The 23641-nt window shown below is 62.9% G+C and carries 28 protein-coding genes; 12 read left to right on the top strand and 16 right to left on the bottom strand.

What is annotated here, in order from left to right:
* Positions 1 to 114: 114 nt before the first annotated feature.
* Entirely contained in the window at positions 115 to 351 is a 237-nt protein-coding gene (locus JAO75_RS05515; protein ID WP_343234556.1) for a hypothetical protein, read from the top strand.
* Positions 352 to 431: 80 nt separating this feature from the next.
* Here JAO75_RS05515 and JAO75_RS05510 read toward each other — a convergent pair whose 3' ends face one another.
* The gene (locus tag JAO75_RS05510) at positions 432 to 647 is read right to left on the bottom strand and encodes a DUF2934 domain-containing protein (protein ID WP_199047354.1); all 216 of its coding nucleotides are present in this window, start codon (positions 645 to 647) and stop codon (positions 432 to 434) included.
* 310 nt (positions 648 to 957) lie between these two features.
* Between JAO75_RS05510 and JAO75_RS05505 the strand changes: the two genes are divergently transcribed.
* Positions 958 to 1692: a PRC-barrel domain-containing protein gene (locus JAO75_RS05505; RefSeq protein WP_199047352.1), complete on the top strand. Its 735-nt coding sequence runs from the start codon at positions 958 to 960 to the stop codon at positions 1690 to 1692.
* 57 nt (positions 1693 to 1749) lie between these two features.
* On the opposite strand, the gene JAO75_RS05500 is transcribed toward JAO75_RS05505, so the two are convergent.
* The 7 genes from JAO75_RS05500 to JAO75_RS05470 form a co-directional block, all read right to left on the bottom strand.
* Positions 1750 to 2136, bottom strand: a complete 387-nt coding sequence (locus JAO75_RS05500; RefSeq protein ID WP_210340172.1) for a response regulator — start codon at positions 2134 to 2136, stop codon at positions 1750 to 1752.
* Between the two features lie 103 nt (positions 2137 to 2239).
* On the bottom strand, positions 2240 to 3388 hold the full coding sequence (locus tag JAO75_RS05495; protein WP_199047350.1) for a sensor histidine kinase: 1149 nt from the start codon (positions 3386 to 3388) through the stop codon (positions 2240 to 2242).
* A 225-nt stretch (positions 3389 to 3613) separates the two neighbouring features.
* Entirely contained in the window at positions 3614 to 3808 is a 195-nt protein-coding gene (locus JAO75_RS05490) for a hypothetical protein (protein ID WP_246742372.1), read from the bottom strand.
* 53 nt (positions 3809 to 3861) lie between these two features.
* Positions 3862 to 4389 (bottom strand): Crp/Fnr family transcriptional regulator, encoded by a 528-nt coding sequence (locus tag JAO75_RS05485; protein WP_343234555.1) that lies wholly within the window; start codon positions 4387 to 4389, stop codon positions 3862 to 3864.
* Positions 4390 to 4953: 564 nt separating this feature from the next.
* Positions 4954 to 5190 carry a hypothetical protein gene (locus JAO75_RS05480; RefSeq protein ID WP_246742370.1) on the bottom strand — a complete coding sequence of 79 codons (237 nt, stop codon included), beginning with the start codon at positions 5188 to 5190 and terminating at the stop codon, positions 4954 to 4956.
* 165 nt (positions 5191 to 5355) lie between these two features.
* Positions 5356 to 6090, bottom strand: a complete 735-nt coding sequence (locus JAO75_RS05475; RefSeq protein ID WP_199047344.1) for a hypothetical protein — start codon at positions 6088 to 6090, stop codon at positions 5356 to 5358.
* A gap of 46 nt (positions 6091 to 6136) precedes the next feature.
* Complete coding sequence (locus tag JAO75_RS05470) at positions 6137 to 6415, bottom strand: PepSY domain-containing protein (protein WP_199047342.1); 279 nt, start codon at positions 6413 to 6415, stop codon at positions 6137 to 6139.
* A 131-nt stretch (positions 6416 to 6546) separates the two neighbouring features.
* Between JAO75_RS05470 and JAO75_RS05465 the strand changes: the two genes are divergently transcribed.
* From JAO75_RS05465 to JAO75_RS05455, 3 genes are read left to right on the top strand one after another with little or no spacing between them, the layout of a single operon-like run.
* Positions 6547 to 6858: a PepSY domain-containing protein gene (locus JAO75_RS05465; protein WP_199047340.1), complete on the top strand. Its 312-nt coding sequence runs from the start codon at positions 6547 to 6549 to the stop codon at positions 6856 to 6858.
* Complete coding sequence (locus tag JAO75_RS05460) at positions 6858 to 7526, top strand: response regulator transcription factor (RefSeq protein ID WP_199047338.1); 669 nt, start codon at positions 6858 to 6860, stop codon at positions 7524 to 7526. Before JAO75_RS05465 ends, JAO75_RS05460 begins: the two co-directional genes overlap by 1 nt.
* The gene (locus JAO75_RS05455; protein WP_199047336.1) at positions 7523 to 8881 is read left to right on the top strand and encodes a sensor histidine kinase; all 1359 of its coding nucleotides are present in this window, start codon (positions 7523 to 7525) and stop codon (positions 8879 to 8881) included. Before JAO75_RS05460 ends, JAO75_RS05455 begins: the two co-directional genes overlap by 4 nt.
* A gap of 12 nt (positions 8882 to 8893) precedes the next feature.
* On the opposite strand, the gene JAO75_RS05450 is transcribed toward JAO75_RS05455, so the two are convergent.
* Both JAO75_RS05450 and JAO75_RS05445 read right to left on the bottom strand, forming a co-directional pair.
* Entirely contained in the window at positions 8894 to 9481 is a 588-nt protein-coding gene (locus JAO75_RS05450) for a cytochrome b/b6 domain-containing protein (RefSeq protein ID WP_199047334.1), read from the bottom strand.
* 4 nt (positions 9482 to 9485) lie between these two features.
* Positions 9486 to 9761 carry a PepSY domain-containing protein gene (locus JAO75_RS05445; RefSeq protein WP_199047332.1) on the bottom strand — a complete coding sequence of 92 codons (276 nt, stop codon included), beginning with the start codon at positions 9759 to 9761 and terminating at the stop codon, positions 9486 to 9488.
* Between the two features lie 218 nt (positions 9762 to 9979).
* Here JAO75_RS05445 and JAO75_RS05440 point away from each other — a divergent pair, with 218 nt between their 5' ends.
* Positions 9980 to 11419, top strand: coding sequence for an IS1182 family transposase (locus JAO75_RS05440; protein ID WP_199047330.1), 1440 nt, complete (start codon positions 9980 to 9982; stop codon positions 11417 to 11419).
* Between the two features lie 461 nt (positions 11420 to 11880).
* On the opposite strand, the gene JAO75_RS05435 is transcribed toward JAO75_RS05440, so the two are convergent.
* The 3 genes from JAO75_RS05435 to glcF form a co-directional block, all read right to left on the bottom strand.
* On the bottom strand, positions 11881 to 13056 hold the full coding sequence (locus JAO75_RS05435) for an ABC transporter substrate-binding protein (protein WP_199047328.1): 1176 nt from the start codon (positions 13054 to 13056) through the stop codon (positions 11881 to 11883).
* An 86-nt stretch (positions 13057 to 13142) separates the two neighbouring features.
* Positions 13143 to 14672, bottom strand: coding sequence for an FAD-binding oxidoreductase (locus tag JAO75_RS05430; RefSeq protein WP_199047326.1), 1530 nt, complete (start codon positions 14670 to 14672; stop codon positions 13143 to 13145).
* Positions 14673 to 14700: 28 nt separating this feature from the next.
* Positions 14701 to 16089, bottom strand: a complete 1389-nt coding sequence (gene glcF / locus JAO75_RS05425; protein WP_199047324.1) for a glycolate oxidase subunit GlcF — start codon at positions 16087 to 16089, stop codon at positions 14701 to 14703.
* A 210-nt stretch (positions 16090 to 16299) separates the two neighbouring features.
* Between glcF and JAO75_RS05420 the strand changes: the two genes are divergently transcribed.
* A complete protein-coding gene (locus JAO75_RS05420) occupies positions 16300 to 17238 on the top strand; it encodes a helix-turn-helix domain-containing protein (protein ID WP_199047323.1) in 939 nt (312 codons plus the stop codon).
* A gap of 237 nt (positions 17239 to 17475) precedes the next feature.
* A complete protein-coding gene (locus JAO75_RS05415; RefSeq protein WP_199047320.1) occupies positions 17476 to 18846 on the top strand; it encodes a transposase in 1371 nt (456 codons plus the stop codon).
* Positions 18847 to 19005: 159 nt separating this feature from the next.
* Here the strand turns inward: JAO75_RS05415 and JAO75_RS05410 are convergent, their stop codons facing one another.
* Together JAO75_RS05410 and JAO75_RS05405 are read right to left on the bottom strand one after the other, a co-directional pair.
* Positions 19006 to 19329 (bottom strand): TehB family protein, encoded by a 324-nt coding sequence (locus JAO75_RS05410; RefSeq protein WP_199047318.1) that lies wholly within the window; start codon positions 19327 to 19329, stop codon positions 19006 to 19008.
* Entirely contained in the window at positions 19326 to 19703 is a 378-nt protein-coding gene (locus JAO75_RS05405) for a hypothetical protein (RefSeq protein ID WP_199047316.1), read from the bottom strand. Before JAO75_RS05405 ends, JAO75_RS05410 begins: the two co-directional genes overlap by 4 nt.
* A gap of 221 nt (positions 19704 to 19924) precedes the next feature.
* Between JAO75_RS05405 and JAO75_RS05400 the strand changes: the two genes are divergently transcribed.
* From JAO75_RS05400 to JAO75_RS05385, 4 genes are read left to right on the top strand one after another with little or no spacing between them, the layout of a single operon-like run.
* Entirely contained in the window at positions 19925 to 20764 is an 840-nt protein-coding gene (locus tag JAO75_RS05400) for a succinate dehydrogenase iron-sulfur subunit (protein ID WP_210340171.1), read from the top strand.
* 23 nt (positions 20765 to 20787) lie between these two features.
* The gene (gene sdhC, locus JAO75_RS05395; protein WP_246742368.1) at positions 20788 to 21192 is read left to right on the top strand and encodes a succinate dehydrogenase, cytochrome b556 subunit; all 405 of its coding nucleotides are present in this window, start codon (positions 20788 to 20790) and stop codon (positions 21190 to 21192) included.
* Between the two features lie 4 nt (positions 21193 to 21196).
* Positions 21197 to 21583 (top strand): succinate dehydrogenase, hydrophobic membrane anchor protein, encoded by a 387-nt coding sequence (gene sdhD / locus JAO75_RS05390; protein ID WP_199047314.1) that lies wholly within the window; start codon positions 21197 to 21199, stop codon positions 21581 to 21583.
* Between the two features lie 59 nt (positions 21584 to 21642).
* Positions 21643 to 22083 (top strand): CBS domain-containing protein, encoded by a 441-nt coding sequence (locus JAO75_RS05385; RefSeq protein WP_199047312.1) that lies wholly within the window; start codon positions 21643 to 21645, stop codon positions 22081 to 22083.
* A 124-nt stretch (positions 22084 to 22207) separates the two neighbouring features.
* On the opposite strand, the gene JAO75_RS05380 is transcribed toward JAO75_RS05385, so the two are convergent.
* On the bottom strand, positions 22208 to 23458 hold the full coding sequence (locus JAO75_RS05380) for a sensor histidine kinase (protein ID WP_281433487.1): 1251 nt from the start codon (positions 23456 to 23458) through the stop codon (positions 22208 to 22210).
* Positions 23459 to 23641: the final 183 nt, after the last annotated feature.

The following is a 23641-nucleotide window of genomic DNA, read 5'->3' as shown; positions in this document are numbered from 1 at the left end:
CTATACCGGCCGGCCGGAAACGCACGGGAACACGCTGTGTTTGCGAGATTTAGGTATGAGACTGACGACCCATATGGATTCATGCGCAGTACGGGGGCAAGCTTGGATGTGATCGTGACACCGACCAGCGAAGGCAGGGCATGGAACCTGACGGACCTGCTCGGCCGTCCGATGGGCCGGATTGAGGAAGCATATGCACAGCAGTTCACCGTTCACCCGGCCGGCCATGCCCTGGAGACCATGGCCGGCATTGAGCGTGGACCCTTCGCATCCCTTGATGCCGCTTTAGCGGCCATCGAGAAGCACACCCGGGGCGTCTGCCGACGCAACCCGGGCGAGGATCAACCATGATCGATTGTCCAGCCGTGAAGATCGCGAAGGATACTCCGGACCGATCCGCCGAGCATGAGCTTCGGTGGGCTTACCGCTCTCTAGCCCGGCCCGTCGGAGCCGGAACCGCTTCTGGCTGAAGCAGCATTCGCGGTGACGCCTTTGCGGGTGTCGCGAAGGCTCGCTTCACCCTTCAGCTCACGCTCGGCTTGGTGCCAAAACTCCGCCTCATGTCTTTCAGAGCGGCCGTGTTGCTCCCAAAGCTCGTAGGCGCGCCGTCTGACCCGGTCCTGTGTCTCATTGGCATGCTGTTCCATATCACTGTCCTTCCTGCGTTTTCTCCCAGAAGAATACGATCCACATGATGGCTTATCGATGGTGGTTTTGATGCATTAACGATATTACTGCAATATTTATAGGTATTATTGCGTGTTCATATGTGTATAATTGACTGTCAGCACTTCTCAGACGAAGTCCTAATCCCAATGAACACTCGTTTTGTTCAAGCACATATCTTTGACATGCCATAGGTATGGGCGGCGACATTCATCGTTCCAGGTTCGTATTGCAGGCGGCAGCGGACGGATTTTATCTGGCAACCTGCCTTTCCTACAGAACGGACCACCTATGAAACCGCCGGCAATTCTCCTTGCGGTCGCCCTCCTCAGCGTGCTCGGTGTCACACCAGCCTTGGCCGACTGCCAGATTGGGGACGCCAAACTCGAAGAAGCCATCCTGCAAAAGCCCGAGCTTCGCGGGAAGGCTAACCGCCAGACGGTTCGTGACCTGCGCACCTTGCGCGACGCCGCGATCACCCTCTGGTCCTACGGGCGTCATGACGATTGCGAGCGCCTCCTGGGCAACATCCGTGAACTCCTCGCCGGTCCCCCAATGAATTCCCTGGGCGGAAACGACGAGGAGGATGCGGAGGCCCAGATGAGCGCGCGAGAGCCAAAGGTCCAGCGCGGCGCTGTCCAAGGTCGTCGCGCTGACAAGGATGCCAAGCCGCTGATCCACATTGACGAGCTTGCCCCGGGCCTGAGGGCGGACCAGATCATCGGCGCAGAGGTGCGCAGTGCCGATGATAAGATCGTGGGAGAAGTCAGGAACGTCGTGTTCGGCACCAAAGACCGCCGGGATTATGCAATTGTGGCATCAGGAGGGTTCTTTACCCCTGGCAAGGACAGCATCGTCGTCCCGATCCGCTCCCTCAAGGTCTCGCAGGAGCGCGATAGCTTCTTTCTTCCCATGGCTGAGGCGCAGGTGAAGATTATCCCGCACATGCCCGATCAGGATTACAAGTGGCTGTCGGACGACGCATGGCGCACCCGGAACGACGCGCTCTTTGAGGGTCGTCCGTAACCAAGGCGCAGGCATGCGCACGTGCTTCAGTGCCACGAGCGCTCGTTCGTGGCACTCTCAGTCCTGAAGGAGCAGCGCCCGGATCAGCTCAATTAGTCTTTCAGGGCGAACGGGCTTTCCGACGAAATAGGCTCCCTCCGGCAAGTCCCCGGGTGTGGGGGCCACACGTCCGGATGCGATCACAACACCGATATCCTGGCGATCATCCCGCACTCTGCGGGCCAGCTCGAAGCCGTTGATGCTCCCGCGTGGCATTTCCACGTCCGTGACGACCACCTGGACGTCGGGAACGGCCGCGAGAATATGAAGCGCCTCGTCCGCGTGAGCCGCCTCCATGACCTTGAAGCCAGCATCATCCAGCACGTCCACCAGCATCATGCGGACGAGTGCCTCGTCCTCGACAACGAGAATGAGTGCGCGAATATCAGGTTTCTTCTCAAGCATATCGGATGGAATGGGGATCAATCCTCTTCGTTCCAAAGGCCACGGTGATATTCGGCTGGCGCGACGCACGGCCTCTTTGCGCCATCTGGGCTGTGTGATGTCGCTACTGGGACGCCTCCGGGAACGAGATCGTGACCGTCAGGCCTTCATCGCTGCGCACGTCGATCTCACCCCGGATCTGCTGGACGAGAGACCGGACAAGGCCATAGCCGAGCGATCCTTCCCGCAGGCTCGACATTCCAACCCCATCGTCCCGGACGACGAGTTCGATCCATCCCGGCTGGCTGCGGCGCACCTGAACGAGGATCATCCCTGACCGTGGTGCCGGGAAAGCGTACTTGACAGCGTTGGTGATCAATTCAGTCAGCACAATGCCCAGCGGAACTGCCGTATCGGCGTCCACCAGCATCCCATCCTCCATTGTCGCGTCAAAACGGATGCGATCATCGTTTTCCGTAATTGGCTTCAATGCCTCGCACAGGTCTGCCACGTACACAGAAACGTCGACGCGCTGAGCCTTCTCCGACTTGCTCAGGAGATCGTGCACCCGCGCCATGGCGTTGAGACGATCATGAGCCTCCTCGAACAGGGCCCGGACGGTCGGGTCCGGCTGCCGCCTACCTTGGATGGCCAGGAGGGAGGCCGCAATGGCAAGGCTGTTCTTGGCGCGGTGGTTGACCTCGACCAGCAGCATCGCCCGCTCCGTGACTAGAGCTGACAGCCTGGCGTTGATGGCTTCCAACTCTTGGGTCCTGGCCGCTACGCGGGCCTCCAGCTCAGAAGCAAGGGTCCGAAGGTCCTCTTCGGCGTCGTAGCGTCGGGTGATGTCGAGGTAGGAGAGGAAATGATTGGTGACGGTGCCTTGGCCGTCGTCCACTGGACTGGCGAACAGCATAGCTCGAAACGGGCTACCGTCCTTGCGGTACTGGAGGATCTCCAGGGTCTCGTCCCGCCCCGCCAGGATCGCGGCCTCATAGCGCCGGATGGCCTCAGGGTCGGTGCCTTCGCCGTTCATGAAGTGCGGATCCTGCCCAAGCAGCTCGTCCATGCTATAGCCCGACAGGTCGACGAAGGATTGGTTGGCAAAAACAATCGGATTGCCGGGCAGGGTGGCGTCGGTCACGAGCATCGGCATACGGGTTCGTCGAACCGCCTCGACGAACATCCCGCCTTGCTGCCGAACCGCTTCGATGTGGTGCTCAGACACGGTTCGTTCAGGGGTGTCCGACTTGTTCTCCTCAAACTCGTTCATGGCCTATCCGGTATGATGTGGGTGCGATGAGGGAACTTGAAGTGTTCGGCAGGGTTCCGGCTCATCTCGCTTGCGCGCCTTTCGGGCGGCATAGCGAGCATCCCGGGCTGCCTGTCCTGTATGTGCCTGAGGTTGCGGGAGCACCTTGGGTGTGGTGAAGCCTGCCTGAGGGAAGGTGCTGCTGGACGCCCTCACGCTGGCAATCACCTTATCGGGACAAGCTGCCTAGTTTGAGGATCGATGGGCGACCCGCTCACCGATCCAATCCTGGGCGAGATCCAGATTGGAGAAGGTCGGGTGACTTCCTCCGTCGATGCGGCCAAAGCCTGCTTCCAGGTACCATTGCCCTGGAGCCACCTCGTTGGCGTCTGAGAGGCGAACCAGCACTGCCACCAGCCGCTGCTCCCCGTCAAGGACCATCGTGCCTTCCTCGTCGAAGCCTGTCGCAACGCGTATAGGTTGAAAGGTGAAACTCATGCGGCGGCCTGATGGCTCTCCAGGTGCAGGTAAGTCGGGTCGAACTCGCCCACTTGCTTCAACTTCTCCCAGTCGGGAATGTTCAGCCGCTCGCCATTCAGCTTGATCAGGCCGTCGGCCCGCATCTGCTGGAGAACCCGGTTGACGTGAACCGGCGTGATGCCGAGCGCATCGGCGAACTCGCCCTGGGTGATCGGCAGGTCGCACGAGTAGTCCTTGGCCAAGCCAACGGCCCTCAGGGCCTCGCGGCGTCCGACATTGGCCACCCATTCCCGGAAGATCGCCCCCTCGATCAAAGTCTCACGCCAGAAGGTGGCGGCGATACGCGGATAGCGGGTGCAGAGGTCGTACAGGACCTCGTGGGTGACGAACCCCAGCCGGCAGGTGGTGATGGTGCCGATGCTGATGTCCAGAACCTTCAGGTGCAGGCTTTGCAGGTCGGGAATGTCGCCGGGGATGCCGAAGGAAATTGATGGACATCGCTTCGAGTGTCCGAAGGCCCAAGGTTGCAGCCCGTGCGTCACCCTCGATCCAATAAGGTGGCTGAGTATCGTCAGGAGGCCAGGACGATCCGAGCTATGGCCCGACAACTCACCTTGAACAAGGCCAAGAACCAACTCCTCGATACTGCCAGGCATCTGGAGCTGTTGGCAGAGGAAGAGGAGCGCAAGGCTCAGCAGCCAGCCTCCCATTCGCAACACACATCTGAAGCGTAATTTGGCGTAGCTCCTTTATGGAGCGGCTCGAAATTCAGCCCGGGAAACATGCCGCATCGTGAGTTGAAGAAGGCCTTAACATAAGTTGACGTCAAGGTTTCTGCCGCACGTCATGCTTCCGGCCTGTCCCCTCCCTTTGTGATCTCTTGACCATGAGTCACTCTGACTCTCCGGGCAATAAGCCAGACCAGAACCCATCCGCACTTGATGACCTGCTCGACCAGTCCAACCGGGCAATCGAGCAGTCACGCGCCGAAGTCGCTCGCTCGAAGGCCCTGAGCCAATCCGAAGCCGATCTTGCTCGCGCTATCAATCAGATCAGCAAAGGGGAAGCCGGATCTTCACGCACGCGTGAGGAATAACCCAAGCCACTTAACTTCGGGTGATGGCGTCCAGGATCAGCCGCCGATGAACGCGAAACTGCTCAAGGATCTGCTTGAAGTTCCGAAGCAGCTTCTCGGCTTCGGTCGTGTCCTGGCCCTTCTTGGTCATCCACTCGATCAGGGCGATTTGCTCGGCCACATGCCCCGCACCATCGGCGAGGTGACGGTCCGCTTGGGCGAGGGGGCGGAGTTCCTGTTGCAAGTCGGGCATGGCAACGGCAAGCATGCGCCTCATCACACGGAAGAGCCACGAATTTCGCAGAACCCCTTTTATGGAGCCGGATATGCTGTCGTCTGAGCGTATTTGGAAAATTCCATCGGCACTCTTGGGCAGTGAGTCAGTAAAGAACCAGTCCAAGCGTCCGTTTTGCCCAGCCTGATATGACCCGGACTACTGAAGGGCACTTGGGGAACGCTCGCGCCAACTCCGTTGCCTGACCGGGTTCGTGCACAAGTCATATAATCCCGGACCAGCTAAAGTCAGGTCAGGGTCAATCTGTAACGTTGAGCAGGCCAGATGAAGGTCCGCTAATTGCTCGTTAAGCGGACTAAGCTCATACGTCTCAAGTGTGCCAAGAGCAATCATTCGCCATGGAAGCTCAGGAGCCTTACTGGAGACAGCGCCTGCCTCCTCACCTATCATCAATGCCCCCGGCGGCCTCCATCCGGGGTGGTCGAAGTGGTCGCCATAGGCGTTCAGGGCCTGAACGATGGCCCCAGCGCCTTGCTCCTGCCTGCCTTCCTCCCTCATAACATTGATGCCGTCCAGAACCTGGGTCAGCACCAGATGGAGCTGGAGGTCGCCTTCCTCCGGCAGCTTGCAGTTCGCCACCACGAAGTCGACCTGCTCCTGCACCCAGTCGCCGAGCGTGGACAGGTCGGCTGCGCTGTAGCGGCCCGCATCGATCAACGGCAGGGAGGCGTCGAGCGCATCGCGGATCCGGCTCATCCCGGTCCGCAGGGCCTCGTCCGTCTGCCACTTCTGACCGTTGTTGAGCCTCAGTTCCACGGCGGGCGCCCCGTGCCCGTCGTGTCCGTGCGGCGCAGCGGCAAAAACGGTCCCCGCGAACCCGGCTGCCAAGCCGAGTGCGAGCAGAGCGGCGGCAAGGGATTTGTTCATGACCATGATTGGATGTCCTGTTTCGTCGTTCTCTTGGTTGTCTTCGTTCCGCTCAGCGAAGCCGCGCCTGGACGAGTTCGCCCGTGGCCTGCGTGTAGACTGCCTTGATCGGGAAGCCGCTGTCATTCACCGCCCGGACCTCGTAGCAGCCGTCCTCGGCCTTAATGCGGTCCACGCGGTAGCCGAGGTTCTCTAGCCCCTTGCTCACCGCGCTCGCGGCGACGATACGGCCGTCGACGCCGGAAGCGCAGCGGCTGTCTGCGCCATCCGCCAGGGCTGGGGTCACAAGGCCTGCCGCGAGAAGGGCTGACGTCATGATGATCGTGCGCATGTCGGTCTCCTGTGGTCCTGATCCGCACGGCGTGCCCGGATCGATGAGGACGACATTAGCGAGGCGCCGCTTTCGGCCTGCTGTTGATCCATGTCAGCGAATTGTCAGGTGCGCGGGCGCATTCTCGTCCCATGAGCAAGACCCGCCGCGCCATCGTCGTCCTCGGCCTCGCCGCAGCCCTGCTGCCGGCTGCCGCCCTGGCGGATCGCGAGCGCGACTATGACCAGGCCCGTCGTGCCGTCGAACGCGGCGAGGCGCTCGCCCTGGCCGAGATCCTGGCGCGGATGCGGACCGATCTTGGCGGCGAGGTCGTCGGCGTGGAGTTCGAGCGCAAGCGCGAGCGCTGGGTCTACGAGTTCAAGGTGATCGATCCGGGCGGGCGGCTTTGGGAGGTCTATGTCGATGCCGCCACGGCCGCGATCCTCAAGCGGGAGGGGCACTGATGCGCATTCTGCTCGTCGAGGACGATCCCCGCATCGCCCGCAAGGTGGAAGCTGTTCTGGCGGACGCAGGCTATGCCGTCGATCATGTCCAGGATGGCGAGGAAGCCTGGTTCCGTGGCGACACCGAGGACTACGATCTCGCCGTCCTCGATCTCGGGCTGCCGAAGATGGACGGCCTCACTGTCCTCAAGAAATGGCGCGCAGCCGGGCGCGATCTGCCGGTTCTGATCCTTACTGCGCGCGGCGCCTGGGCGGAGCGGGTCGAGGGCATCGATGCCGGCGCTGACGACTACCTCGCCAAGCCGTTTGCGATGGAGGAACTGCTGGCCCGCGTGCGGGCGCTGCTGCGCCGGGCCGCCGGTCGCTCCGCGCCCATCTTCGCATCCGGCCCGGTCATGCTCGACACCCGCAAGATGCGGGTCACGGTCGACGACGTGCCGCTCAATCTTTCGCCGCTCGAATACCGCTGCCTGAGCTATCTGATGCACCATGCCGGGCGGGTGATCCCGCCGACGGAACTGATGGAGCACCTCTACGCGCACGACCACGACCGCGACCCGAACGCGCTGGAGGTGGTCGTCGGACGCCTGCGCCGCAAGCTCGGCGTCGATCTGATCGAGACCCGCCGTGGCTTCGGCTATCTCGTGCCGGAGCCTGCGCCGACATGAGGCACGGCTCGCTCAGGCTGCGCCTTCTCGCTGCGGGCGCGGCCTCCATCATCTTCGCTCTGGTCCTGGCAGGCCTCGGCCTGCTGCTGCTGTTCGAGCGGCATGTGGAGCGGCGCATGGCGGCCGAGCTCGGCTCGCACCTCAACCAGCTCGTGAGCAGCCTCGCCCGGACTGGAGCTGGCATGCTCGACATCGGCGTGCCGCCGGCCGAGCCGCGGTTCCTCCAACCCCTGAGCGGGCTCTACTGGCAGATGGCCGAGGAGGGAACCAGCACCGTGCTGCGCTCGCGCTCGCTCTGGGATGCGACGCTGCCCGTGCCGTCCGATATGCCTGCCGCCGGAGAGGTCCACCAGCACACGATCCCCGGTCCTGGCGGCGCCTCGCTGCTGGCGATTGAGCGCCGGATCTCTTTGCCGGCAAGCCTCGGGGGCGGGACGATCCGTGCCGTGGTGGCCGTGAACCGTGTGGAAGTCCATGCCGCCGGCTTGGCGTTTGCCTTCGATCTCATCCCTTCGCTAGCTCTTCTCGCAGCCGTCCTGATTGCCGCCGCCTGGGTCCAGGTCAGTATCGGCTTGCGTCCGCTCGATGCGGTGCGCCGGCGCCTGGCGCAGGTCCGCTCCGGCGCGGCCGCCCGGCTGGGCGAGGCTTTCCCGGACGAGGTCAGGCCGCTTGCCGCCGAGGTCGACCATCTGCTCGACGCGCAGGAAAAAGCCATCGCCCGGGCAAGGGCTCGCGCCGCCGATTTGGCTCACGGCATGAAGACGCCGCTGACGGTCCTGAGCGCCGATGCGGAGGAACTCCGCGCCCGTGGGGACACCCGCCTTGCCGATGAGATCGAGACCGTCACGGCCGGCATGCGGCGTCATGTCGAACGTGAGCTGGTGCGGGCGCGGACAGGCCTCCGGGTTCGGTCGGGGTCGGCCCAGTCAGTCCGTCCCGTTACTGAGCAGGTGGTGGATGTGCTCCGGCGAACCCCGCACGGACAGAAGCTGGCATGGGAGATCGATGCCACCGATGCTCTCAGGGTTCACATGGACGCCCAGGACCTGACCGAGATCCTCGGCAACCTTGCCGAGAACGCGGCGACCTGGGCGGCCGGCACCGTGCGGATCGAAGGCCGGTGCGACGGGAGCACGATCATGCTTCGGGTCGAGGACGACGGTCCGGGCGTGCCAGAAGACAGGATAGAGGCCGTGCTCGCCCGCGGCGGCCGTCTGGACGAAACCCGCCCCGGAACGGGGCTGGGGCTTGCCATTGTTGGGGATCTGGTGGAAGCCCATGGCGGTTCACTGTCACTGAGGCGGTCGGCGCTCGGCGGCCTTCTCGCAGAGGTCCGGCTGCCGAGCGCGGCCTGAAAACACGTGGGCTCAGGGCGCCCGCTTCCGTCCCGTGATCATCGCCCTCACGAGGTTCTCCCCGTGCTCAAGACTGGAGAAAACAACGCCCGCCACGTGCAGGACGATCAGCCCGATGGCCGTGTAGACGAATCCCTCGTGCAGGTCCTCGACCCACTTGGAGCCCCAGAACGCATCGGTGGTCATGGCGATCCCGGTGGCGGCGATGCCCGCGATCATGACGAGCAGGGCCACGACCATGGCGCCGCCCGCCGGATTGTGCCCGAGATGCCGCGGAGCCCTGAACCGAAGCGCCTGACCGGCGTATGTCGCGATCTCCCGTGGCGAACGGACGAAGTCCCTGAACCGGGCGTGGCGGGTTCCGACGAAGCCCCAGACGATCCGCAGCGCCACGAGAGCGGCAATGGCATAGCCGATGCGGATGTGCAGCCACTCGCTCTCGTCTCCGGTCACGAAGGCGAGGGCAAACAGGCTCACGAGGCTCCAGTGGAAAATCCGGACGAAGGGATCCCAGACGCGGACCGTCTTCGCCTGGGCTGAGGAGGCGGTGGCCGCCGGCATTGCGCCGGCGGCTTCGACCGCGGATTTGCTCGCGGTCATGGTGTCACTCCTTGGCGACGATCTCGCCCGAGGTCGGATCGACGAACAGCTCCGTGCGGGCGTTGTTCTGGTCGAGAGCGTAGATCTCGCCGCAGGCTTTCGAAATCTTGGCCTTCTGGACCTTGTAGCCTTGGGCCTCGGCCTTGGCTTTGAGGGCTTCGACCGAGAGCCACTGGCTCTGCGGCGCCGCCGTACAGGGCCGCCCGAGGCTGCTCGCCTGGGCGACCGACACGCCGCCAAGGGTAGTGAGGGCAGCGGCGATCATTGTGATGGTGCGCATGGTGTTGTCTCCTGTCTCTCCGCGCCGCATCGGCGCTGAATCGACTAGGAGAATGGCGCACACTCCCTGACCGCCCGCTGTTGTGTGGTGTCAGCTTCCTGTCAGTCTCAACAAGATTGCTGAGGGAGTGGCCCGCTGATCACGAAGGCCCGCTCTGGGTCCAGCCTGTGTGGAAACGTGTTCATCTGTTAAGCTGATCGTGAGCAGCGGAGGGCAAGATGAAGCGTTTCGTTGAAGGGGAAGACCGCCGGCAGGCCACCCTGCTTCCTGATTGCCTGGACGACTACGTGGCGCCCGACAATCCTGTGCGCATCATCGAAGCCTTCGTTGACGAGCTCGACCTGGCAGCTCTGGGCTTTGCCGGCGTGGTGCCGGAGGTGACGGGCCGCCCAGCGTATCATCCCGCCACCCTGCTCAAGATCTACGTCTACGGCTATCTCAACCGCATTCAGTCGAGCCGGAGGCTGGAACGCGAGACCCAGCGCAACCTCGAGCTGATGTGGCTGACCGGCCGCTTGATGCCCGACTTCAAGACTATCGCTGACTTCCGCCGCGACAATGGCCCGGCCATCCGCGCGGCGTGTGCGCAGTTTGTCGTGCTGTGCCGCCAGCTCAACCTGTTCACCCGGGCGGTGGTGGCCATCGACGGCTCCAAATTCAAGGCCGTCAACAATCGGGACAAGAACTTCACGGTCGCCAAGGTGGCCAAGCGCATCGAGCAGGTCGAGGCCAGCATTGCCCGCTACCTGGCGGCGCTCGATCGGGCCGACCGGCAGGACAACGATGTGGCCGAGGCTAAGACTGCCCGCCTGAAGGAGAAGATCGAAGGCCTGCGCCGGCAGATGCAGGCCCTCAGAGAGATGGGACAGCAGGTGGAGGCCGCGCCCGACCAGCAGATCTCCCTCACCGATCCGGATGCCCGCTCCATGGCCACCAGCGGCAAGGGCACCGGCATCGTCGGCTACAATGTGCAGATGGCGGTGGAGGCCGAGCACCACCTCATCGTGGCGCACGAGGTGACCAATGTCGGCAACGACCGCACCCAACTGCTCGCGATGGGACGGCAAGCCCAGGACGTGATGGCGTGTGAGGAGCTCATTGCGCTGGCCGATCGCGGCTATTTCAATGGTGACGAGGTGCTGGCCTGCGAAGGAACCGGCGTGCTGCCCTGCGTTCCCAAGACGCTGACCTCCGGCAACACCAAGCGCGGCCTGTTTACCGGGCAGGACTTCATCTATGACGCTGAGCATGACCACTACACCTGCCCGGCGGGTCAGCATCTGACCAAGGGCAAGGTGCGTTCAGATCGCCGGGACAATATCGACCACTACCGCAACCTGACCGCCTGTTCAGCTTGTGCCCTCAAGCCCCGGTGCACGCCTGACAAGCACAAGCGGGTGAAGCGCTGGCAGCACGAGGATGTGCTCGACCGGATGCAAGATCGGCTGGAGCGGATGCCTGAAGCCATGACAATCCGGCGGCAGACGGTGGAGCATCCGTTCGGGACCATCAAGGCTTGGATGGGCAGTACCCACTTCCTGATGAAGACCCTGGAGAAGGTCAAAACCGAGATGAGCCTGCACGTGCTGGCCTACAACCTGAAGCGGATGATCAACATCCTGGGTGTCGGGCCCCTGCTGAAGGCTCTGGCAGCCTGAACCCTCTTGCCGCCGCGGCTTCACGCCCAAATAGCGGCCCGCGCACGTCGCTCGAAATCGCGTTTCCACACGGCCTCGGTCAGGTAGTGAAATTCTTTCACTGACAGGAGCGTCCGATGTTCCTGTCCAAAGCGGAATTTCGCCACCTGTCTGGAACGTGCCGATTGTGTTGAAAAACTCTACAAGTGCCGTTTTTCGAGTGCCCGACATACAGGATGCTGCGCCTGATCGGGCGAACAGACCCTAGTAATAGACCGACGCAGCAGCGCCCGAGAGTTTTTCAACAAAATCTGCCAGGTCCAGACCTTCTCCTGACCTCAGCCAATATGGAGGACGCCCCTCGAGGCTCTCCCCCAGTTCCAAGTAGGAGAGGTCCCATGATTGGAGACCTCCACCCCCTTGCTTGAAAGTTGTCAGAACACTCGACGGTTTAGGAGTTTCGACATCTGCCGATACTCCGGTCAATTCGTAGCCGCGCACTCCTTGGCATAGGCATCGGTGTAGTCGTCGAACACCTTCTCGACGATCTCGGTCTGGAACTTGCCGTCAGGGCGCTTGGCAGCCTTCACCAGATAAAAGTCCTGGATCGGGAAGCCGTTGGCGCCGAACTTGAAGTCGCCACGCAGGGACTTGAACTCGGCCTTCTGGATCGCCTTTTGGAGCGCGTCCTTGTTGTCGGTCTTGCCGCCGGTCGCCTTCAGGGCCGCGTCAATCACTAGCGCTGCGTCGTAGGACTGCATGGCATAAGTCGCCGGAACCGTATTATAGGCGGCCTCGTAGGCCGCGACGAACTTCTTGTTCTCCGGCGTGTCGAGGTTCGGCGCCCAGTTCGAGCCGCTGAGCATGCCGACGGCGGCATGCTGCTGGGCGGGCAAGGTCGTCTCGTCCACCGTGAAGGCAGAGAGGAACGGGATACGGTCGGCAAGGCCTGCCGCTCGGTACTGCTTGACGAGGTTCACGCCCATGCCGCCCGGCATGAAGGTGAAGATGGCGTCCGGCTGCATGGAGGCGATCTTCGCAAGCTCGGACTGGAAGTCGAGGGTGTTGAGAGGAGTGTAGGATTCCTCGACGATCTCGCCCTTGTAGCGGCGCTTGAAGCCGGCGAGCCCATCCTTGCCAGCTTGGTAGTTCGGTGCCAGCAGGTAGACCTTTTTGTAGCCGCGGTCCTGCGCGACCTTCCCGAGAACCTCATGGCTCTGGTCGTTCTGGTAGGAGGTCGCGAAGAAGTACGGGTTGCAGCTCCTGCCGGCGAGGTTTGAGGGGCCGGCATTCACGCTGATATAGACGGTCTTGGCATCTGTGATCGGCTTGTGGACCGCCACCGCGACGTTGGAGAAGATCGGCCCGACGACGAAATCGACCTTGTCGCGCTCGAGCAGGCCCTTGACCTTGGTGACGGCCACGTCCGGCTTCAATTCGTCGTCAATGACGATCACTTCGACGTCGCGTCCGCCGAGCTTGCCGCCGAGATCCTTCACCGCAAGCTGGAATCCGTCCCGCGCGTGCTGGCCGAGGACGGCGGAGGGACCGGAAAGGGTCAGAAGCAAGCCGACCTTCAGCTTCTCCTGCGCGAGTGCGGGCGTCGCCGTCAGGCCGAGAGCCGTTGCGAAGCCAATCGTTTTGACCATTGAACTCATTTTGCTCTCCTGCGTGTCGCCGGCGGTACATCCCGGCAGAGTGTTCATGTGCTCGGACGGCTTGCTTGTCCCTGCACGCCCAGGGATCATCCGATTCCATACCGACCCGGGGCGATGACGCCGTTCGGATCGAGAGCCTGCTTGATTCCCGAACAGGCCTCCCGGAAGGAAGCCATGGCCTGTCCCATATGAAACTCGTGATAGTCGAGCGGTGCCCGGCCGACGAAGACGCCGAGACGGGCGACCTCCTCGGACATCCTGCGGTAGCAGTCGTCAGCTCGACGGCGTTCGTCCTCATCCTCGCGGTTGAACGTGATCACGTGCAGGCCGCGGGCAAAGCGGGGGCCGCACACGTTCATGACCGTGTAATCGAGACCGTGGTCCTCGTAGACCTTGCGGCACACGCGCTGGAACTCGTTCGCGATCTTCCCGTCCATCGGCGTGCCGGGAAGGAACCATGTATTGCCACCGCCCGGCCGCCATTTGAGCAGCCCTAGCTCTCCAACGCTGGGAATGCCGGAAAAGGTGTTGATCGCGACCTGTAGCGGGCCAATCCCCTCAGCCTCCTCATGGGCGATGTAGCGGGCCTTGCCCGATTGGCAGAAAAGATCCCTGACGCGCTTGATCTGCGGTTCGAGCGCCTCGGCGCTCGGGCCGTAGAATGCGCCTGACACGGTCCAGGCTCCGACCCCATGGCTCTCCCGCAGGGCGCGGCGTCCCTCGTCGGAGATCGAACGCTTGCCGCCGCTGGCACGGTATTCCGGGTTTTCGCCTTCTGAGCCGCATAGGTAGAGGTCATTGCAGACCCGGAAGAGGGTCGGGACGAAATTCGACAGCTTCAGGGGACGGCAGAGTTCAATGATCTGCTCGAGGTCGTCATCGTCCGGAAACGCGAAGTGGAACGACCGGATCGCGGGCGGACGCGGCAGCAGCCAGATGCCCATCCGAGTCACGATCCCGTAGTTGGATTGCGTGAACAGCCCATCGAGGATGGGGCCGAAGCTGTATTTCGATGTGTGCCAGTTGATGAGATTGCCGGCATCAAGAGCGCCGTCCCCGGTGCGCAGCACCTCCCCGTTTCCCAGCACAACCTCCATTCCGCAGGCGAACCCGAAGTGGTCGAAGTACGGCGTGTAGCCGGCTCCCTTGTCCAAGGCGTTCCCGATCATGCCGCCCTGGGGCGGACCGGAGGTGACGTCGAGCATGAGCTTGTTGCCGCGACGGACGAGCTCGTCATACATCGCCTGGTAGGACACGCCCGGTTCGACGACGGCGAACGCCAGTCTCTCGTCGACTTCGAGGATCCGGTTCATTCGGTAACCCAAGTCGACGATCACCTGGCCCGGATGCACGGCGGATCGGCTTCCCAAGCCGATGTTGTTGCCCGTGCTGACGGGGTAAAGCGGCACGCCGTGGCGATTCGCGGCACGGACAATGGTCTGGGCGTCCTGCGTCGATGCCGGGTACACCACGCCCACCGGGCTCCTATCTCCGCCGGGCATCGTGTTCTCGCCGTAGCGCCGCAGGGTCTCGGGATCGCGATTGATGCCCTCCGACCCCAGCGAGGCTTGGATCTCGGCGAAGAACGGCTCGATCCGGGCTTCCTGTATGCGCATGGGTTCCTCCACTGGTTGGTCTTTCCGATCACCAAACCCCGACGTCGTTCGCGGCTCCGCCGCCATCGTTCACGACCGGGATGTCTGGTGCTGGTTCCTGGTTTGGCTCTGCCGGCTCCCGCAGCGGGACCCCCGCCAGGGCGGGCGGGCACGGACCACCGGTGGCCCAATCAAGCAGCTCGACGGTATGGAGAACCGGTCGGCCCAGGTACTGCCCGATCTGCATCATGCAGCCGATGTTGCCGGTGGCGACGATGTCGGGATCCGTGCTCGCGACGTGATCCGCCTTCCGCTGGCCTAGCCTCTCTGCCATGTCGGGTTGAAGCAGGTTGTAGGTACCTGCCGAGCCGCAGCAGAAGTGCTTCTCGGGGATGTCCATGACCTGGAATCCCGCGGCCCTCAGGAGCTCGCGCGGGTGACGTGTCACCCGTTGCCCGTGCTGCATCGAGCAAGGATCATGATACGCGACGCGATAGGCCTTGGGCTCCGCGGGTGGGGCCAAGCCCAAGTCGACAAGGATTTCGCTGACGTCGCGGGCGAGGGCCGCGACACACCGTGCGGGCTCCGCCATCCCGGGATCCCGGGCGAAGAGATGGCCGTAATCCTTTACGGTCGTCCCGCAGCCCGAGGCATTGACGACGATCGCGTCGAGGCCCTCCGCCTCGATCTCCCTGGTCCAGGCCGCGATCGCTGCGCGGGCCGACACCCGTGCATCCGATTCACGTCCCATGTGAAGCGTCAGGGATCCGCAGCAGCCGACTCCGGCGGATACGATCACGTCGCAGCCATGACGCCGTAGCAGGCGGATCGCCGCCCGATTGATATTGCCGTTCAGGACCTGTTGTGCGCAGCCGGCGAGGACGGCCACCCTCTTGCGGCGCTGTCCTTCGGCCGGGTACACACCTGGGGCCAGGATATCCGTATCCAGACGCTTGGGCTCGGGCACCATGGCCAAGGAGGCCCGCAGCGCGGAAGGTACCATCGACGGCAGGACCTTCGCCGCACGGGCCCCCCGAAGGGCCCATTGGAAGCGTCTCGGGTAAGGCAGCACGTTGGCCAACAGACCCCGGAGGAAGCGCTCAGGCCATGGGCGCCGGTGGTGATGCTCGATATGGACGCGGGCACGGTCGATCAGGTGCACGTAGTCAACCTTGACCGCACAGGTCGTCATGCAGGACAGGCATGAAAGGCAGCGGTCGAGATGATGCACGGTCTTGGGGTCCGGCGGGCCGCCCTTCTCGAGCATCCTCCGGATCAGGTCGATCCGGCCCCGAGGCGAGTCGTTCTCGTCGCGGGTGAGGACGTATGTCGGACACGTATTGGTACAGAAGCCGTAGTGTACGCAGGTCTCGAGGATCTGGTTCGCCTCGGCGATCTCCGGATCCGCTAGTTGCGCCTCGCTGAAGTTCGTCCGCATGGAGGGTCGTCACCTCTCAGGAAGCCTTGTCGGGTCCGACCCGGTCCACCGCAGGCAGAGGGGACGGAACAAGGGGAGGTTAGGAGGCGTCATCTCCTCCGTCTTGGTCGAGAGCGCAAACATATTTGGCTGAGAGTGCAAGCCTGTGTATCCTCGGCAACCGCATGGCCCACGAAGCCCTATTTCTTCAGGACGGAAGGAGTGCAGGAGGTGGCGGCCAGAACTTGGTCGACTGACACGGTTGGAACCAGCGAGGGGTTCTCGTTCTGGCACGAGGCCGTCTGTCAGGCCGTTCTCAACGTCTCAACCGAGGCCCCGTCCGACGGCTTCCAGGCAAGCATCTCAAGCCAGAGCGTCGACGGTCTGCGGTTCGCGTACTTTTCCGCGGCCAGTCATGAGATCGTCCGGAAAAAGGCTCACATCGCTCGATCCTCTGACGAGCATTACCTCATCAGCCTCCAACACCGTGGGCAAAGCCAGATCTCGCAGGGCGATGCCGTGTTCCTGCTCGACGCTGGCGAGATTGCGATTCTCGATGGCCAACGGCCATTTCGGGTGGGCTTCCCGACCCACGTGCAGCGGGTTCTGGCGGTGATCCCCCGCAAGTCGCTCGACACACGGGCTCCGTGGCTCCGGAAAGGATCCGTTCGAAAGATCGTGTCGAGTTTCCCCTACGCCAGCCTTGCCCGGCGGCACCTGCTCCAGCTTGCGCGCCCTGAGGCGGGGCTGGGTGTCAGCGAGGCGACCCTGCTCACGGAGAACCTCTGCAATCTTCTTGCATTGGCCACGGCGCGGGATCCCGAGGCACAGGCCACACATCCGGATGTCCAGCTCGAGGAGGTGCTCGCATTCTCCCGTCGGCACCTGTCGGATCCTGAACTATCACCCGGGATGATCGCTGCGCATTGTCGGATCTCGGTTCGAACGGTCCACTTGCGCTTCGAGCGGATCGGCCAGACCTTCGGTCGGTGGCTGGTCGACAATCGACTAGAGGCGTGCCAGAGGGACCTTCGGGAGCCGCGTCAGCTTGGCTCCGCAATCTCCGAGATCGCCTATCGATGGGGTTTCAGCGACCTTTCCCATTTCAACAAGGCTTTCCGAAGCAAGTTCGGCATGACGCCTCGGGAGTGGCGTGCCAGCGCACGCTAGTTGATTGGGTTTGGGTGAACCTGAGAAGAGCGTGTCCCGAGCCTCCGGACAGCCTCGCAGGAAGGTCCGCACCGGGTCAAACTTTCACATTCCAGCCACCTAACGAATGTCGGCTCTAGAGCGCTGAAGCGGACCAAGCTCTTACGTCTCAGGAGTGCCGATTTCGTTGAAAAAGTCCTCGTGATCGGCGGCGGATCGTGATTCCCTGATCGGGCACTCTCAGCGGAGGATCGAGCCATGATGGGCGAGCGTCTCGTGATGCAGGAGAGCCTGTTCTACGAGTTCCGGCTCGAGGACCACGTTCCGTCCGATCACCTGCTGCGGCGCGTCGACCGCTTCGTCGACTGCTCCGGGCTGCGTCAGCATCTCGCCGGCTACTACAGCACCACAGGCCGGCCCGCTATCGATCCCGAGCTGATGATCCGCATGCTGCTGATTGGCTACTGCCTGGGCATCCGCTCCGAGCGGCGGCTGTGCGAGGAGGTGCACCTCAACCTGGCCTACCGCTGGTTCTGCCGTCTCGGGCTGGAAGGCAAGGTGCCCGACCACTCCACCTTCTCCAAGAACCGGCACGGGCGCTTTCGTGAATGTGACCTGTTCCGTCACCTGTTCGAAGCGGTGGTGCAGCGGTGCCTGGACGAGGGGTTGGTGGGTGGTGAAGGCTTTGCGGTCGATGCCAGCCTGATCCAGGCTGATGCCAACAAGCAGCGCTCTCTGGCAGGTTCCGATTGGGCCGCACTAGACCACAAGCAGGAGGCCCCACGGGCCGTGCGTGAGTATCTCGCCACGCTTGACGAGGCTGCCTGGGGTGCGGCTACTGACGTTGAGCCGAAGTTCGTCTCACCCTCTGATCCAGCGGCTCAGTGGACCGGCGCCATGCGCGGCCCAGCCTTCTTTGCCTACGCGGACAACTACCTGATTGACCTCAAGTCAGCCGTGATCGTGGACGTGGAGGCTTCCCGAGCCGTTCGGCAGGCTGAAGTGGGGGCTGCCCGCACCATGCTGGAGCGCACCGCCGAGCGCTTTGACCTCAAGCCGGAGCGGCTGGCGGCGGATAGTGCCTACGGCTCGGCCGAGATGCTGCACTGGCTCGTGGACGAGCAGAAGATCACCCCGCATGTTCCCGTCATCGACAAATCCGAGCGCCAGGACGGCACCTTCTCACGATCTGACTTCACGTATGATCCGGAGACGGACACCTACACCTGCCCTGAAGGCAAGACGCTGACGACCAGCGGCACGGTTGTGAACGAGGGCACGACGCGCCTCTACCGAGGCAGCACGTTTGATTGCGGCCCCTGTCACCTCAAGGAGCAGTGCTGTCCCAACACGCCGGCGCGCAAGATCCCGCGCAGCATCTACGAGCATGCCCGGGAGGCCGCCCGTGCCCTGGCCGGCACACCGGCCTATGAGCGGTCGCGTCAGGGCCGCAAGCGCATCGAGATGCTGTTTGCTCATCTCAAGCGGATCTTGAAGATGGGACGTCTACGGCTGCGCGGTCCGTGCGGGGCTCAGGATGAGTTCCTGCTGGCGGCAACGGCTCAGAACCTGAGAAAGCTCGCCAAGCTGGTCACTTCACCAGGGCCTCAGGTGATGCTCCCAGTCTGAGGAGGGTTGAAGGCGCTCACCTCAGGCAGGCCTGACCTCAACAGGCAAGCTGCACCGCTGCCCGAGTCCGTCTAGATGCCGACTTTGTCAACGCAATCTGCCAGGAGAAGACATCGGCTTTTCCCATGAATTTGGCACCCAACGACTGCATCAGCATGTTTATGACGGTACCGACTTGGGAGAAAGGCCCAAATCCTCGGTACAGAGTTCGGGTGGCTGATTGTAGAACTCAACCTGCATCCGCATTGGACCAAGGAGCTCAACGAGATGTGACTCATCAGGCCGCACGAGGCCGGGATGGCCGGGTTCAAGGATCGTCTCGGAGGCCGGATCGAGCACCCGATAGCGCAGTCGCCCTTCAAGCACCCGGATGATACCCCATACACCGGGCTTGGTGCGATGTTCCCGACGCAGTCCGGCGGGCAAGGTATTCTCATCGAAGACAGGGCTTCGCTTATACGGTTCTGCTGCTGACGCGCTCATGAGGATTTCCCATCTCGGAACTGATCAGCCCGCTCAATGAGATCAATCATCAGAGATGCTGCCTGAATTGTCAGGGAATGTGGGGTGTAGCCTGGCCTTGGAGAGATGTAGGTCGCCATCTCGCGGGCAAGGTCGAGCTGCCGATCGGATACGTTGGCGAGCAACGCAATCAGCAGGTTCTCCAGTGCAATCACCCGAATGCGAAGCTGCACCAGTTCGGCATTCGTCAGGTCAGGCACCTCGGGTCGCGCATCAGGGGAGGTCCGGCCCTCTTGCAGGCGGCTGGGCCCTGCGCCGCCCTCGTTGTCCCACCTTGAGAGCGCCATCCGGCGCTGCTCCGAGGGGTCTGGAAATTCCGGCTTGTCATGGGTCATGAGGTGACCTTTCAAAAGAGCAAGGGTGCGAAGTTGCTTGCATCGGCCATTCCAGGCGAGGACGCGAGCCCATCCCGACAACGCTGGAACCCAGCCGGGGAGCACCAAAATCTGGCAGGCCACGTACCAAGCCCGCCTGCCTTTGGAATCAGGGGACAGCTCGGGGGTGGTCAGCCCCTTGTCCCGGCCCATAATCACAGAAGGCGGCGAAAGGGTGAATAATGATTATCGGATCCTCCGATCAGGTGCCTCGCACGACCCTGCTCAAGCGGTTTCCGATCCCCCGAAACCTCGGCGTCGCCCCGGAATCCCGTATCGGGCGCGGGAAGACCTGGCCAGCGCCGGCCGGGGCCGTGCGCGTCAAGGCATTCGAGATCTATCGCTATGACCCCGACACCGACGACAGTCCGCGCCTCGATACCTTCGAGGTGGATCTCGACGATTGCGGCCCGATGGTTCTGGACGCGCTCATCTGGATCAAGAACAACGTCGATTCGACGCTCGCCTTCCGCCGCTCGTGCCGCGAGGGCATCTGCGGGTCCTGCGCCATGACCATGGACGGCACGAACTGGCTGGCCTGCACGCGGTTCATCTCCGACCTGGCCACACCGGCGACCGTCTATCCCTTGGCGAACATGAGGATCATCAAGGACCTGGTCCCAGACCTGACGCATGTCTTTGCGCAGTACGCGATGATTGAGCCCTGGCTCCAAACCAGGACGCCGGAGCCTGAGAGGGAACGGCCCCAGTCCCCGGAAGAGCGTAGCCGGCTCGATGGCTATTACGAATGCATCCTCTGCTTCTGCTGCACGTCAGGCTGCCCGAGCCATTGGTGGAACGGCGACCGCTTCCTAGGGCCAGCCGCGCTTCTCCAGGCCTACCGCTGGCTGGCCGACAGTCGTGACGAAGCGACCGGCGAACGGCTCGACATTCTGGAGGACCCGTTTCGGCTCTACCGGTGCCACACCATCCTTAACTGTACCCGGACCTGTCCGAAGGGCCTGAACCCGGGGAAGGCCATCGCCGAGATCAAGAAGATGGTGCTCGAGCGCCGAACCTGACCATTGCAAAGGGCTGGACCGCCATGATGCCCACGTCCCCGGCAAAGCGCCCAAGGCCGCTTTCGCCCAACATTCAGAACTATCGGCCGCAGCTCACGTCGGTGCTTTCGATCGCCAACCGGATCAGCGGCGTGCTCTTAAGCCTTGCTGCCGTCGTGCTGGTCATCTGGCTGCTTGCCGCGGCAGCCGGACCGGAGGCTTACGCGGTCGTGCAGGGTGCCTTTGCCTCCTGGCTCGGTCAGGTGGTGCTGTTCGGATGCACCTTCGCGTTCTTTCTGCATCTGTGCGGGGGGATCCGACATCTGGTCTGGGACATGGGGTATGGCTACGAGCTTGGGTCCATCTACGCGTCGGGATGGACGGTCGTGGCAGGGAGCGTGGTGCTCACCGTGTTGGCTTGGATCGCCAGCCTGGTTCTAGGAGGTTAGGGCCATGGACCGTCAGCACATGCGCTCGCCCCTGGCACGCGCGATGGGACTGGGCTCGGCAAAAAAGGGGGTTGAGCACTGGTGGGCGGAGCGCGTGTCGGCCGTTGCCCTGATCCCGCTGACCCTGTGGTTCGTGGCATCGATCATCGCGCAGACAGGCAGTGACCATGCCACCTTCATCACCTGGCTGAGAACCCCGGTTGCCACCATCATGATGGTATTGCTACTGGTAGCCTTGTTCCATCACACCGCGCTTGGCCTCCAGGTCGTAATTGAGGACTACAGGCACGCCGGGGCCAAGTTCGCGGCGCTGGTCATCATGCGGCTGAGCTGTTTTGGACTGGCGACCGCCGGGATCATCGCCACGCTGCACATCGCCTTCGGCGGCTGAGAGGGAACGGCTGCGTCATCGGTCCCGTCGGATCTCACAGAAGTCAGGAGACCAGGCCCATGTTTGTCGAGAGATTGTTGCCTCAGGCGCGTAAACGGCTCGTCACGATCGCGGATGATGCCCCGCTGATCCAGGCGGCAAACCTTCTGCGACCGGGGACTGACCTTGTGGTCGTGCACGGGTCAACAGGCATTTTGGCGGGTGTCATCACCAAGACGGACGTGGTGAGCCAGATCAGCCGATGTCAGGGAGCGGGCTGCACAACGGCAGCTTCACTGGTGATGACACGAGACGTTGTACACTGCCAAACGGGTGACGAGCTCCATGATGTCTGGGCACGAATGAAGGAGCGAGGCTTGAAGAACATTCCGGTCGTGGACCGGGATCTGCGGCCCCAGGGAGTGCTCAATGCGCGGGACATGCTCCAGGTTCTCCTGAGAGAATCGGAGAACGAGGAAGCGATCATGCGGGATTATCTGATGGGAATTGGATACCGCTGACAGTGCGATGCCGTTCCTTCGCCGATGTGCCTGGATCGCAAATCGTCCTCTTCAGGAAGGGCCGCCGTCAGGAGTTGATCCTTGCCTGAGGGCGCTTGGAAGGCTTCTTTGCGACTGGATGGCCCTACGATCCAGGCTTGGCCGGGAAGCGCACGGCAATCCGCGTCCTGCGATCACCGTCGACGGTCAAGGTGCCATTGAGGCTGCGAGCCATGCCCTCGATCAGGCGCATGCCCATGGACCCTGCCCGCCGAGTGGCAGGTAGGCCCACGCCGTTGTCCTCGATGGAGAGAAGCACGGCATCCCCTTCCTGGTGCAACCCGACGCGAACCGCACCGCGCCGCTTGTCGGGAAAAGCATGCTTGAGCGCGTTGGTGATCGCTTCGCCGGCAATCAGGGCCACGTTGATGGCACGGTCTACATCCAGAGTGATGTCATCGGCGTCGCTGACCAGTTCGATGCGATGGTCCTCCGGGCTCCGGAGATGGGCGAAGTTCAGGCACAGCTCCGTCAGGTAGCTGGCCATGTCGACCGTCTGCACGTCATTGCTGTCTTGCCGGTAGAGCAGTTCATGGATGCGGGCCAGATGATCGAGCCGCTGGATGGCGTTCTCCAGGGCTTCCGAGACGCCAGGATCGCCCTGGCGTGCCATCTGAAGGCGCAGCATTGAGATGGCCATGGCAATGCTGTTCTTGGCCCGGTGGTTGACCTCGTGCAGCAGCACGCTCCTCTGGCCCAGAAGCTTGTCCTTCTCCCGGACGCTCTCCGTGAGGACCCCCTCCATGGCATGCCGGCGATTCAGTTCGTTCTGGAGTTCCTGAGTGCGTTCCTTGACCCGGCTCTCCAGCACCTCGTTCAGGCGCCGGGTGCGGTGCTCGGCCCTGACGCGGCGGGTGATGTCCAGGAACGACGCGAAGTGCTGGATCACGCGGCCATGGTCGTCGTGAACAGGGCTGACAAACTGCGCCGCCCAGACCTCCCGACCGTCCTTGGCGCGCAGCCGGACCTCAAGGTCGAGGGGCTCGTCTGCCATCATGGCGGCCCGGATGAGCTGCTCCACCTCGGGATCGGTGTCTGGGCCTGCAAGAAAGAAGTAGTTCTGGCCCAGAGCCTCCTCGCGGGAGTACCCGAACAGGTCGGTGAAGGATTGGTTCACATAGACGATGGGGTTTTCATCAACCGTGGGGTCGGTGACCACCATAGGCATGCGGGTTGCCTCAACTGCCGCCACGAACGGGCCACCGCCGCGCTGAAAGTCTTTGATCCGATCTTCGGCTCTTCCCTGATCGGCGTCGGTGGATTCTGGGTCAGGCTCCAATTCCACATGCTCCCGTTTGCGTCCCTGGGTTAATGCTCGCGGGCCTAGCTCGTTCATAGATACCATACGCCTCGGCCGCAGCCGAGCTCCGCCAACAGGCACGCTGCGAAGCTTGTCGGCTGGTACAAGGAGATCCTGTCGAGTGCGATTTCGAAGGCTTGATCGCCGCATCGCGACGAGGGCCAGCGCCTCAGCGTCGACGCGACCAGGTTTATCGCGCCACGGCTGCTAGGCCCCCGA

Source organism: Microvirga splendida (assembly GCF_016427565.1).
In the GTDB taxonomy this organism is placed as follows: domain Bacteria; phylum Pseudomonadota; class Alphaproteobacteria; order Rhizobiales; family Beijerinckiaceae; genus Microvirga; species Microvirga splendida.
This window is presented reverse-complemented; position numbering and strand designations above follow the sequence as displayed.